Genomic DNA, 13,059 nt, shown 5'->3' with positions numbered 1-13,059 from the left:
CCGGGGAGGAGGTGTGCGGATACCTGCATATCCCCCCCCCGGAACATTGCAGACCCTGCGCGACACGAGGCAGATTCCCTATACCGTCATCAGCGGGCGGGTATTCCTCTATCCCGAAACGGGGATACGCGAAACACTCGGCAAAAATTACCGGCCTGCCGAAAGCCCGTTCTAAAACTACAGACGGGCCAGACACAATCGAACCGGGACGCCGCAGACATTTTGTCCGAGGCGTCCCGGTTTTGTGTGTATTCTGTCCGCCGTCGAATGATAATTATTTTACTTTTGCCTTGTTTTAATGATAAAATCTACATATATTTGAAATAGGATATACAACCGCATCGCGACGATACGGCGGATTATCGGAACGGATATTTTCAGTGTGTGGAATTTTAAGGTTATGACGGGCCCGGTATCATGGTGATCTGATGGATTTGCAGCGTGCAATACCACAAGATTATCAATATCGGAAGCCAACGGCGGAGAGCGCTCCGCCACATCATTAACCTTAAAATTACACTGAGATGAAAAAGTTATTCTTTATGGCAACGGCATGTGCAATGGTATTGGCGGGCTGTTCGGTAGATTCTATCGAAGAGCGGGAGTATGCCTCCCGAAACATCATGCCCAAAGACGGAACTCCCTATGAACTGGAGTTCATGCAGCAAGTCGTCTCCGAGGTGGCGGGCACCCGCGCACCGATGACCGAGCTGCAGCCCACCCACCTGTACGTCGAATTCGCCCCGGCGACCCTCGAAGAGTATGACCGGCTGCTGGCTGCGCCTCAGTTCGAGTGCCTGCCTTTCGATGTATTCGAGGTTCCGGAACTTCCGCAAGGAGCCGCTTATGCGGTACAGCCGCCGTGCGAGGGTGTCGGCAAACTCTATGCGCTGGTTCGCAGCGATATGACGCTGCCCGCCGTCGAATACGAGGTGCTCAAGAGCTATTACACGCCGTATGCGGACAATTCGGGAATCGAGGATGCGGCGCTGGCGCGACAGATAGTCGCACGGGCCGAGGAGCTGAACGAGCCTTACCGCACCCGTACCGAGGCGAATGAAGCCGTCCCCCACGGCAGCGTCCGTGTTTACGACAACATCGCCGGGCGAGAAGTCGGCGTGCAGGGCGTTCCGGTATTCGTCACCGAACAGAGCAACGGAATCTCTTTCCCGAAGACGGAAACCGTTTATACCGACATGTATGGGGGCTTCAGGACCAAAAGAACGATATGGGAAACTCTGGTCACTTTCCGCATCACGTTCGATACGGATACCTGGAGCATCAAGAACTCCAACGGCCAAACGATGGTCATCAACGGCCCGACGCAACATCCCGGTACCGTTTGGAGATGCGTGCCGATGTTCGCTCTGGGGGCCAACGATGCGTACTACGCCGTCAATATCCTGCGCGGCATCAATGCGGCGCAGATGGCCGGCTTGACGTTCGATACAAAATTGACCATAAAATATTTTGATAAAAGTAATTCCGACAACGGAAAAACGAGTGAGATAACCGGTACCGTACCTTATATCAACATCTACTGCGGCGGCAGACCCTGCCAGGAAATTATCGGCATCACCAATTACGGTATCGGACAGGCTGCCTATTACCGGGCGCATCGTACTGATTATAACAATTGCCTCACTGCTGTTAAGGATAGTTTTGCGATGTACACCCGCTGGTTCTTCACGGATTACGAATACGCCCGGCTCGATGTATTGGACAAGCTGCATACTTACGATTCGAACGGTCCCAAACCGGACGGCTGGAACATTCAGGGATGGAGCGTGAATAACGGGCATAAGACCGAAACACCGTTGTTCATCGACCTTCACGACGGATACAACCAACTGGCTCCGGGTATCATCTCGTTCAACAACTACATCCCCAACGACAACATCTACTTGTCGAGTTATGGCGATGTGCAGAATATCGCATTCGAATCGGCGACTATATCGAATGTCCGCACGAACCTGCTGCCGCTCGCAAACGATTTCGGGTTTACCAATGCGGACGTGACGACGCTTTTCCGCACTTACAACCAGTTAAGTAACTAACTTAAATACGCTGCGATTATGAAATGGCTTTATTACACAGTGCTGCTGCTCGCCTGCTGCCGTATGGCGGGATGCGGCAGCGACAAGGATTCGGTATCGGTCCTTCCTTCGGACCCTCCCGCACCGGAGGAGCCGGAGTATGTGGACCCGACAGCCGGATTCAGGGAAGTAGGACCCTGGGGAAGTATGGAGGATATGATTCCTGATGAACACCCGGACTCCGAATTTTCTCAATGTTACTACAACTATTTTTGCCTGTGCAATAAGAGCAGCCATACCCTGACCGTAGCGGTTTCTTCAAAATGGAAAAATATAGGTGAGTTTTTACGACCGGGAACAAAATATACCGATAATTTCGGACAGGAAGTTTTCGGCACTTATCGGGATGGCCCTATCGAGTCGTTCGACGATATTCGGTCAATACGTGTTATCTATGACAAGATTGTGTCTGATCCTATAGAGGCAGACTTCTTTCATACGGTATCCGAACGCTATCTGTTCCCTTCCGAGGATGATTTTGCGGGGACGATTGGCGACGAGAACGAATGGATCTTCGAAAAATTCACCGACCGTCGTCTGCGCTGGGTCTATATCTTCACCGACGAAGATTACGACCGGGCCAAAGCCATGTACGACGAACGTATGGCCAATTACGGAAGCGGTGAAAGGTAACTCCCGGATTCTCTGAACGAATAGAGCCGCAATAGCTATTGCGGCTCTATTTTTATGTCATGGCCGTAACGATTCCCAAAAAATACTGACAGCCGAAAACAAGCCCCGTATATTCATAAAACATATAGCAAACGAAAAATCATGACAGAACAGGTCGGCCCCGATTCCTACATCAAAAGAATCTTAAGAACAATTTACTTTACTGCGAATTATCTAAAAAATTACGATATATTTTGGTTTTTCAATTTTAATTGTTATTTTTATAACGCACGCACATAATTAACCGCAGAAAGGAGGTTTCATTTTTACTTAACTGTAATTATCCAACTTAAAAAATGCGATTATGAAAAAGATTCTATGCCTGTGCGCTTTATTAGCGGCAATGCTCGTCGGTTGTTCCAAAGATATGGATACGGTACCTGAAATCGCCGACGACAATACGCCGAAACCGGAATTGAAACTTATCGGAGGTTCCAATCGCGGCCGCAAAACCATTTTGGGGGAGAAACTGAATAATCCCTATTCCTTATCCAACATGAGCAGCTCTTTAACCAGTCTGTCGAGTACGCGCAGTGAGTTTGCCGGAGCTTCTATTAAGGCCAATGCTTTATATGTCAGATTTCTACCGCAGAATATGGAGGACGTGGCATATTTGGAAAATCAACGCTCCCTGACGCTGTTCGACCATCCGCTGGATTACGAACTGGAGGTTATCGGCGATTATTATCAGGACCCCGAGATTCCGGAAGGTCAAATTACCTGGCTTTATACGACTGTCGGAGTTGATTTCCAGTTTCCTGGCCACATTCGTTATGAAATCTTGGAACCTGTGTATATTCCCAATTTCATCAATGAAAAAGGCCAGCTTGTAAGCCAGCCTTATGATTCGGATTTGGAGTGTCTCGCTTTTCAACGTTGCGGCTACGGAGATATGGTTCCGGCTGCAAATCCGACACCTGCCGGACTTTTCGATACCCCAGTTAATCCGGTCGGTCGCATCAGTATATGGGACGAAAACAAACAGCAGATGGTCGGCTTACGCTATGTTCAAGTCACTACCCGATGGGGACTTAATTTTTCATCGACCTATACGGACCGAGATGGCCGTTACAGAATTCCCCGCCCGTATCAGTGCAATCCACAATATTATCTCTCTTTTGAGAATGGCCAATACAAGTTTAATGTCTATGGTAATTGGGGGCCGGTTCTGCCTGCGCAACATAATATGCGCTATCAAACCCGTTATGGCTATAGCGTTTGTTTGTTTTCGAACTCTCAGGCATGGGATTGGGGTGTGGTCAATAATGCTGCGAGTGCTTATTTTGAAGAATGTGTATCTCGAAGTTATGCAATGCCCCCGCAGCCGTTTTTACGCATCTATTGTTTGGAAAACGAATCTTACGGAAGTGCACCTATGTTGTCGGAAGTCGGGGGCGCTTATAATGTCGATATGTCTAAACTGCTTGATTGGTTGAAAGTCAAACTAAAAATCGACATCAATCTTGTTGCGAAGCTTTTACCGGACATTTTTATCGGAACCGCATCGAATAATTATGAAAGGATATTCACTACCACTGTTCACGAATTGTCCCATGCAAGTCATTTCCGGCAAGCCGGCCCCTCTTACTGGCAGCAATACATTCAGTATATTTTGAATTGCTGGAATGATGGTCTGGCTACTTATGGAGACAGACTTACTGCCAATAACGGCCGATGCGGTGTGGGTGAAATCTGGGGCCACTTTTCCGGACGATGGTTCTTTCAGTATTATCAATATGGAAGTCCGAATGAGAATTATCCAAACAGTGAAGAAATGAAATACTGGTTCAAACCGCAGATATTTTGGGAGCTTGCCTATTATGATATATTAACTCCAAGACAATTATTCAATTGTCTCACTGCCGATGTTACAACAATGGAATTATTGTTGAATAAAATGATGACCACTTATCCGGATAAGGCGAAAGCCATCGAAAAAATTTTTAGAAAGCATTATCCTTTGTCATTGATAGAACTTCCCCCGATAATCATTGACTAATGTGAAGATAAATTCATCATACCCCGACTAAATGTCGGGGTATTTTTTTACTATTTTTTATATTTGTATGCAACGAATCCGTTCGGAAATGCGTCTGTATTATAAACCCATAATCTTATAGCCTATGAAAAGGATTGTTAGTAAAATCGGAAGCATTGTAGTTCTGCTGATTATCAGCAGTATATTGATTTCTTGTGATCCTACAGAAGTTACCACACATTGGATACAAACATGGTATCTGTCAAACGGTACGCGAGAATCAATATACTGTCAATTCGATGATAGGGACAAACACGAAATACTTCCGGGAAAGCGTTATGAAGTTTATAAAACATATCTTCCTTATAATGCTGTAAAAGATTTTTCCATCTTTTTTCGGGAAAATGACTACCAGACGCTAACTATTTATTCCGAGAGCGGCGAGCCTGTTAAAATTTGGGAACGTGAAAATGCAGGAGTTTCCGGCAGGCAGTTCTGGAATGAAAAAGATTGGCAGGAGATAGATCTTAATGAGCCGGCCGATGCACAGGATGCGACATGGGTATTCAAGATAACGGCAAGCGACCTGTCCGAATAGATTGCATTACCTGACGGAGAGTTCTATTACGGATGATTATAAAGCGACAAAGGGGCTAAAAGCCCCTTTGCCCTTTCTGTATTTTCGGCGTTTTGCCGGTTATACGGCGGAATTTCCGACTTCCGCGCCGAAACGCATCATTTCCCGGCTTATTAGCTGTTCCGAAAATTTGGCATAGTGGCGGGTCATATTGACGTTCGTATGGCCCAGAATTTTGGCGATTACATCTATCGGCATGCCGTATTCAATAGCCAGCGAAGCGAATGTATGCCGTGCGCAATGAGTAGTTAGGTTTTTACCGATGTCGCATATAACGGCGATTTCCTTCAAATAGGCATTCATCTTCTGATTGCTCGGTACCGGCAACAGTTTGCCGCCCTCCAAATTCGAATCCGCATATTTGGCCAGTATCTTCAACGGATAAGGCAACAACGGAATGCGGCTCATAACCGAAGTCTTTTCACGAGGTTTGTGAATCCATTGCGTGCCGTTCTCGTCCGTAGAGATATGTTCCGCCCGCAGGTGTTCCGCATCGGTAAATGCAAGTCCCGTCTGGGCGCAGAAACACCAGACGTCGCGCACACGCTCCAGACGCTCGTTAGGCATCCGTTTGGTCATCAACAAATCCAGCTCCGCTTTAGTTAACGGTACCTTGACATTGGTCTTGTCTATCTTCATTTTGTAATACCGGAACGGATTTTTCTCGATCCATTCGTTGCGTATGGCGTACAGGATAAAGTTTTTCAGGCAGCACAGCAAATTCACGGCTCCGTTATTCTTGCAGTCATGTGCCGTTTGCATGAAGGTATTGAGACCGTCGATATACTCGTAAGAAATCATATCGAACGGCAAATCCTCTTTACCGTATTGCTGACCGATGTACTCTTTCATATAGCGCAACAGACGGTGGTATTTGTTGGCTGTAAGTTGCGTGATACGCACTCCGACCTCTTTTTGACGCTTGTCGCAATATTTGGCGAACTCCGCGAGGAACATGCGGGAATTGCCGACCTGACTGCACAGGCGCTCTTTAATGGCAAAACAGTTCGGTTGTTTGTTCTCTTTGACCAACAGATCGTAGGCTGCGAGGATATTGGCGCGGAACGAGCCGATGATTTCGTTGATCTGCAAAGATACGGAATCGCGGGCTAAAGACCTTTCGGCCTTTTGATTCCATTTTTCCGGCTCGATCTGGCACTGGGTATATATTTCTGTCGAAACGCCGCTGGTAGTGATGCGGGCGTAAATGGGGGCTTTCCCTTTTTTGTTCAGTTTGGTTTTCTTACAGAAGAAAACAACGCTGAAAGTCGTTCTGTCGGTCATGGCTGCAAAAATTTAATAAGTTAAACGATTACAGCATAGAGATATTGCAAAGCAAACAACTGCAATACTGCGAATTACGACCGAATCGTGACCTTTTTCAGACCCCAGCGGAACAGGTCACGAATAAGGTCTTGCAAACGTACTTTCAGGTGCTTTCCGATTCACCGACCGAAAAAGAAAAAGCCTTACATATCGTTGATACATAAGGCTTTTTGCTTCCTAAAACACTCCTTTTCAGAGGCTTCAAGAGCGGAAAACGAGACTCGAACTCGCGACCCCAACCTTGGCAAGGTTGTGCTCTACCAACTGAGCTATTTCCGCATTATTTCATGAACTTGGCCGGTCATTTCCGGTTTGCGAGTGCAAATATAGGCAACATTTCTTACTCTGCAAATTTTTTGCAGAAATTTTCCATCATTTTTATTTCATCCCGGCCGAACCACACCATCTCCGCATCCCTGCGAAACCAGGTCATCTGCCTCTTGGCATACCGGCGTGAATTGCGTTTAATCAGTCTGACCGCTTCGTCGTACGTGATTTTCCCGTCGAAATAGTCGAACATTTCCCGGTACCCCACCGTCATCAGCGCATTGAGCCCGCGCAAGGGCCAGAGCCGTCGGGCCTCCTCCTCAAGTCCCGACGCAAGCATTCCGTCCACCCGGCGGTCTATCCGCCCGTACAACTCCTCCCTTCCCACCTTTATCCCTATTTTCAGGATACGGAACGGTCGTTCCCTGAGCTCGCCCGAACGCTGTTCCGAATAGGGCCGGCCGGTCTGAATGCACACCTCCACGGCACGCAGGACACGCGACGGATTGCTGCGGTCTACCGATTCATAATAGACCGGGTCGAACCGGCGAAGCTCTTCGAGCAAAGACCCGAGTCCCTCCTCCCGCAGCCGAGCCTCAAGCTGCGCCCTCAGAGCCGGTTCAGCCGGCGGCAGCGCATCGAATCCGTGGCAAAGCGCATCGATGTAGAGGCCGGAACCACCTACGGCCAACACATAATCGTGCGTCACGAACAGCCTGTCGAGCAGTTCCAGCGCTTCCGCTTCAAACCGTCCCGCATTATAGTCGTCGGACACTTCGCGGTCGGCGATAAAATAGTGCAGAGCGGCAGCCTGCTGCTCTGCAGAGGGCTGCGCCGTTCCGACAGCCATCCCGCGGAATACCTGCCGGGAATCGGTAGAGATTATCGGCGCACCCAAACGACGGGCGAGTTCGACCCCCACCTCCGTCTTCCCGGAGCCTGTCGGCCCCGCCACGACCACGAGCGTTCCCCTCTTGTCAGAAATCATCGCCGAATCCATCGTCTTCCGTACCCTCGAAATCGGCGAATTCCTCCATCATATCGCTGAAAGGGTCGTTCTCTTCGTCCGCCTCGATACCCGCCCCCGTCTGAGCCGGAGGCGTACCGACCGACAGGGCCACCCGAGGATAAAGTACCGCCTCTTCCTCCGGCTTGAAATCGGCCACTTCCAGAAAGAGCTCGCGGGCGGAGAGCATGTCGAAAACGAATATCAGCCGCGACACCCCGGAAGCCAACACGTCGCACAGCCTCGTCCCCTCCATCGGCAGGGCGGCAATACCCGCATCGCAGTCCTGCATATCCTCGAGGGTATATTCCTGCAGCTTGTTCCATCCGGAATCCGCCGCAAAGAAAGAGCTGAAATTGAACGGGTCGTAACCGAGGTCGCCGCAAACCAGGTCGTGCAACTGCAACAAGTCCGTACTCTCCGGAACTTCGTATTCACGGACGAAACCATCCGTCTCGCCGCTGAGCATCCTCAACTTGAAAATCATACAAAAAGGTATTTATTTTTAATCAATTATCGTTACCGGCTACCCGGTTCAGGCAAGGCACGAAGAAAGGCCATGACATCCGTACCGTCCGGATAATCCCACGGCCAGGGCATCTGGGCCGCTCCGAAACCGACAGCCCTCGGATGGACAACATCCCGCCCCACCACGCACTGCACCGCACCGTCGTTCGCCTCCAACCACCCGTACACCTCCTCCGCCCTATCGTAACGAAACGCCACGATATTGCTGAGCGACACCGGAAAACGGTCGCCGACGGTCACGACGAAGGTTCCGCCGTCATAAAAATCCTCCCCTGCGGCCCGGAGCCTGGCCCGCAGACTGCGGTAATTGTTACGGTACTTGGGATTCACCGCCTCCTCGGGGGGAGCCACTGCCCGGACGAAACGGGCCAGGTCGTAATCCAGCGGAATGAATACCAGACTGACATTGCGGCAGCCGAGCCCGCTATAACGGAAGATATCACGACCGAGCGCATGCAACTCTCCGTCGGTCTCCTCCCCCGTCAGCAATGCCACCGAGCTGCGGCTTCCTCTTATGATGGACGGTATGCCGTCGAACAGGGCATGGAAATACCGGCCCGTATTGTCGCTGCCCGTAGCGATTGCCGCATCGTACCGCTCCTCCGGCACATAGCGTTCGACCCGTATCCCCGGCGCTAACCCGCACAACAGGCCGACGACATACTCCATCAGCACCGAATCCTTGGAAGACATCTTAATGTACGGAATACAGTCCGAAGCCACGACACACAACAGGTCGGACAATCCCACCAACGGGATATTCCCCGCCATGATGACCGCCACACGGCTGCGTACCGTACGCTCGTTCGCCCCATAATACGAAAGCCACCGGGCCGATACCGCGGCATCGAGCATGTTCCGCCGCACGGCATCGACGGAGAACACCACATCGGAAAGGGTAAACCACGGATTGGCGGCAACGGCGGCTTCCGCCACCGCCCGTGTCTCCGGCACGGTGCCGAACCCCTCCAACAGCCCGCCCAACCGGGCGAAGAGCTCCGTGTAATATGCCGCCGGTTTTCCCATGACCCCGCAAATTTACAAAAAACCCGCACCGCTGCCTGAAAAAACGTATATTTGTCCTTTGCAAAACAGGAAACCCATGAAATTCATAGCCATCATTCCGGCCCGTTACGCATCGACGCGTTTCCCGGGGAAACCGCTCGCCGACATCCAGGGCAAACCCATGATACAACACGTCTACGAACGCACGTCGCAGGTGTTCGAACACTGCTGCGTCGCCACGGACGATACACGCATCGCCGAGGCCGTGGACAGGTTCGGCGGCTGCGCCGTCATGACGTCACCCGACCACCGGAGCGGAACCGACCGCTGCGCCGAAGCCCTCGATAAATACAGCAAAACGACCGGGACGGCGTTCGACGCGGTCATCAACGTACAAGGCGACGAGCCTTTCATCTCGACAGAACACCTGACGAGCCTGCGCGATGCCCTGGACGTCCCGGGAGCCGAAATCGCCACCCTCGCCTACCCCATGAAACCGGGCGACGACATCTTCAATCCCAACACTCCGAAGATAACCCTCTCACGGGACGGCTATGCCCTCTACTTCAGCCGCAGCGTCATCCCTTATATCCGCGGTGCGGAACAGTCCGAATGGTCGTCGCGCCACACGTATCTCAAACATATCGGCATTTACGGTTACCGGAGCGACATCCTGCACGAGATAACCCGACTGCCTCAAGGTATGCTTGAAAAGGCCGAATCGCTCGAACAACTGCGCTGGCTCGAAAACGGTTACAGGATAAAGGTCGGCCTGGTATCCTCCGAGACGATAGGCATAGACACACCCGAAGACCTCGCACGACTGCTGAAAAAAATGCACGATTGAGACCGCTGCCGATTGCCGATTGAAAAAAGTTCCTATCTTTGCGGTAATCATTCAAAAACCTGTTCGCCGGCATGCCGCCGGCATTTAATCTGAAAATTTACATTTCAATCTTCCACATGCAAGATTTCGATGCATTACAGGGCAAAAGCATTATACAACTGCGCGAAATAGCCAAGTCGCTCGGCATCCGGAGCACGACGCAGATGAAAAAGGACGAGCTCATACAGGCCATCATCGGCCCGCGCAGCGACGAACCGGTCGGCCCGGCCGGCGAATCCCCGGAACCAAAGCCGAAAAGACAGCGTCTCCTAAACAACACTCCTGTCCGGCAATCCTCCGCAGCGACGGATGCCAGGGAGACGGCCGAGGCGACAGCAAACCGCAACGACGGCGAAGAGACGGTACAGGAGACCGAAAAACCACGGCGGGGCAGGCCCCGCAAAACGGTACAGCAACCGCAGGAAACAGCCGGCGAGACGCTTCCCGCAGAACCGGCCGACGCGACAGCTGTTCCGGAAATACCCGTCGCAGTACAACAGCCCCTCCAGCCGCAGCGCACGGAGTACCCGACAAGGCCTCAGGCCGTCAGAACTCCCCGACCCCATCAGCCATCCTCCCCGAACGACCAACAGCGGCAGGCCGACCGTTACACTCCCACTCCGGAAGATGCCAATATCGGTTTCGTGGAGGGCGAAGGCGTTCTGGAAATCATGCCCGACGGCTACGGTTTCCTCCGTTCGCCCGACTACAACTACCTTAACTCCCCGGACGACATCTACGTAGCCTCTTCGCAAATCAAGACATTCGGTCTCAAACCCGGCGATACGGTAAAGGGCATCATCCGACCGCCCAAAGAGGGAGAAAAGTATTTCCCGCTGGTAAAGGCCATCGAAATAAACGGGCTCAGCCCCGAATTCATCCGCGACAGGATGCAGTTCGAGTACATGACCCCCCTCTTCCCGAACGAAAAATTCACCCTCACGGGCAACGGCCACAACAATACTTCCACCCGTATCGTAGACCTTTTCGCCCCGATAGGCAAGGGACAGCGCGGTCTCATCGTGGCACAGCCGAAGACCGGCAAGACGGTACTCCTGCAGAGTATCGCCAACGCCATCGCCGACAACCATCCGGAAGTTTACATGATTGTCCTGCTGATAGACGAACGCCCGGAGGAGGTGACCGAAATGGCCCGCAACGTCAAGGCGGAGGTCGTGGCCTCCACGTTCGACGAACAGGCCTCCCGCCACGTCAAAGTGGCCGAAATGGTGCTCGACAAGGCCAAACGCATGGTGGAGTGCGGACACGACGTTGTCATCTTCCTCGACTCCATCACCCGTCTCGCAAGGGCGTACAACACTGTACAGCCCGCATCGGGAAAGGTGCTCTCCGGCGGTGTGGACGCCAACGCCCTGCACAAGCCCAAACGCTTCTTCGGCGCCGCAAGGAACACCGAAGAGCGCGGTTCGCTGACCATCATCGCCACCGCCCTGATAGACACGGGTTCCAAAATGGACGAAGTCATCTTCGAGGAGTTCAAGGGAACAGGCAACATGGAGCTGCAGCTCGACCGGAAACTGGCCAACAAACGTATCTATCCGGCCGTCGATGTGGTCGCATCGGGAACCCGCCGCGAAGACCTACTGCTGAGCAAGGATGTCCTGCAAAAGACATGGATACTGCGCCGTTACCTCGCCGACATGAATTCGGTGGAGGCCATGGAGGAGATGATAAAGCACATGGAACACACCCGGAACAACGAAGAACTGCTGGTCACGATGAACAAATAACACGGCCATGCAGGTTCGCATATCATACGACAGGGGCGGGATGATGTAATCCCGCCCCTGTCGTATCTTCTCCCAGACATCCGAAGCGTGCCTCCGAATACCATCGTTTCCGTCACCGTTTCCCGTTCGGTTCCGAAGCGAGTCCGTCCCGGAACTTCACGGCCGCATGCGAACCGTCGCAGAACGGTTTGTTCTTCGATGCCCCGCAGCGACAAAGCACCACCCGATTACGAATCTCATATGCCATCCCCTCCTGCGTCTGTACCGGAATACCGCCGCGTACCCACAGTCCGCCGCTCACGCCGAGGGCCGGGTCCTCTATCAGCCCCAACGACGGTGCGTAATCGGGTTCATACGGCTCCCCCGTCCGATTCTCCCATGCACTCAAACGACCGCCGGGACACATGTTCGCCTCCCGTACAGCAAGAGTCTTGGCATCCGCATCGTCCGAGATTCCGACCAGATTCCATACACGGCCGCCGGCATCGCAGAAGCGGGCGAACACACAGAAATTCTCATTGTCGGTCAGTTTGAGTTCCGGTCCTCCGAACGTTTCGGCCCCCTCGAGCAACCCCTCCGAGGAGGCGGTCAGACGCGGGTCCCACTCCGCACGCATATGAGAACCGTCGCAGTAAGGCTTCTTCTTCGATGCCCCACAGCGACACAAGGCCGTCGGCTGGTCGTCGGTAGAGTAATGCTCTCCTTCGGCGAACTCCCAACTCTCTCCCCGGTCGTTCGGCATGATGAACTGCTGCGCCAGCGGCGGCCTGCCGAATATGAGCACGGGGCCCTTGCTGCTGACCGTGATGCGAAAACCGGAATCCGCCCTGCGGCTTCCGCGCTGTACCTTTTCCTTCTCCATAATAACCTGTTTTAGCCATTGCTTCATTCACCAAGGTTGTTCAAA

Annotated in this window: 11 protein-coding genes and 1 tRNA gene; 6 read left to right on the top strand and 6 right to left on the bottom strand. The window is 52.3% G+C overall.

Going from position 1 to position 13,059, the window contains the following annotated elements:
• The first annotated feature begins 524 nt into the window (after positions 1-524).
• The 4 genes from BQ5361_RS03310 to BQ5361_RS03290 all read left to right on the top strand — a co-directional run bounded on the left by BQ5361_RS03310 (position 525) and on the right by BQ5361_RS03290 (position 5,344).
• On the top strand, positions 525-2,057 hold the full coding sequence (locus BQ5361_RS03310) for a hypothetical protein (protein ID WP_143047484.1): 1,533 nt from the start codon (positions 525-527) through the stop codon (positions 2,055-2,057).
• Between the two features lie 18 nt (positions 2,058-2,075).
• Positions 2,076-2,729, top strand: coding sequence for a hypothetical protein (locus tag BQ5361_RS03305; protein ID WP_071424924.1), 654 nt, complete (start codon positions 2,076-2,078; stop codon positions 2,727-2,729).
• 343 nt (positions 2,730-3,072) lie between these two features.
• The gene (locus BQ5361_RS10510) at positions 3,073-4,767 is read left to right on the top strand and encodes a hypothetical protein (RefSeq protein WP_143047483.1); all 1,695 of its coding nucleotides are present in this window, start codon (positions 3,073-3,075) and stop codon (positions 4,765-4,767) included.
• Between the two features lie 124 nt (positions 4,768-4,891).
• On the top strand, positions 4,892-5,344 hold the full coding sequence (locus BQ5361_RS03290) for a hypothetical protein (RefSeq protein WP_071424921.1): 453 nt from the start codon (positions 4,892-4,894) through the stop codon (positions 5,342-5,344).
• A 99-nt stretch (positions 5,345-5,443) separates the two neighbouring features.
• Here BQ5361_RS03290 and BQ5361_RS03285 read toward each other — a convergent pair whose 3' ends face one another.
• From BQ5361_RS03285 to BQ5361_RS03265, 5 genes are all read right to left on the bottom strand, one after another.
• Positions 5,444-6,667 (bottom strand): site-specific integrase, encoded by a 1,224-nt coding sequence (locus tag BQ5361_RS03285; protein ID WP_071424920.1) that lies wholly within the window; start codon positions 6,665-6,667, stop codon positions 5,444-5,446.
• Between the two features lie 248 nt (positions 6,668-6,915).
• Positions 6,916-6,988: transfer RNA gene (locus BQ5361_RS03280), tRNA-Gly, on the bottom strand.
• 61 nt (positions 6,989-7,049) lie between these two features.
• The gene (gene miaA / locus BQ5361_RS03275) at positions 7,050-7,961 is read right to left on the bottom strand and encodes a tRNA (adenosine(37)-N6)-dimethylallyltransferase MiaA (RefSeq protein ID WP_052131056.1); all 912 of its coding nucleotides are present in this window, start codon (positions 7,959-7,961) and stop codon (positions 7,050-7,052) included.
• Complete coding sequence (locus BQ5361_RS03270; RefSeq protein WP_035473139.1) at positions 7,954-8,469, bottom strand: hypothetical protein; 516 nt, start codon at positions 8,467-8,469, stop codon at positions 7,954-7,956. Before BQ5361_RS03270 ends, miaA begins: the two co-directional genes overlap by 8 nt.
• Before the next feature lie 32 nt (positions 8,470-8,501).
• Positions 8,502-9,536 carry an aldehyde dehydrogenase family protein gene (locus tag BQ5361_RS03265; protein WP_035473136.1) on the bottom strand — a complete coding sequence of 345 codons (1,035 nt, stop codon included), beginning with the start codon at positions 9,534-9,536 and terminating at the stop codon, positions 8,502-8,504.
• Between the two features lie 76 nt (positions 9,537-9,612).
• Between BQ5361_RS03265 and kdsB the strand changes: the two genes are divergently transcribed.
• A complete protein-coding gene (kdsB, locus tag BQ5361_RS03260) occupies positions 9,613-10,362 on the top strand; it encodes a 3-deoxy-manno-octulosonate cytidylyltransferase (protein ID WP_035473133.1) in 750 nt (249 codons plus the stop codon).
• Positions 10,363-10,478: 116 nt separating this feature from the next.
• Entirely contained in the window at positions 10,479-12,152 is a 1,674-nt protein-coding gene (gene rho, locus BQ5361_RS03255) for a transcription termination factor Rho (RefSeq protein ID WP_035473318.1), read from the top strand.
• Between the two features lie 112 nt (positions 12,153-12,264).
• Here rho and BQ5361_RS03250 read toward each other — a convergent pair whose 3' ends face one another.
• Positions 12,265-13,014 (bottom strand): CDGSH iron-sulfur domain-containing protein, encoded by a 750-nt coding sequence (locus tag BQ5361_RS03250; RefSeq protein ID WP_022063921.1) that lies wholly within the window; start codon positions 13,012-13,014, stop codon positions 12,265-12,267.
• Between the last annotated feature and the right edge of the window lie 45 nt (positions 13,015-13,059).

It is taken from the genome of Tidjanibacter massiliensis (assembly GCF_900104605.1).
GTDB classification, from domain to species: domain Bacteria; phylum Bacteroidota; class Bacteroidia; order Bacteroidales; family Rikenellaceae; genus Tidjanibacter; species Tidjanibacter inops.
This window is presented reverse-complemented; position numbering and strand designations above follow the sequence as displayed.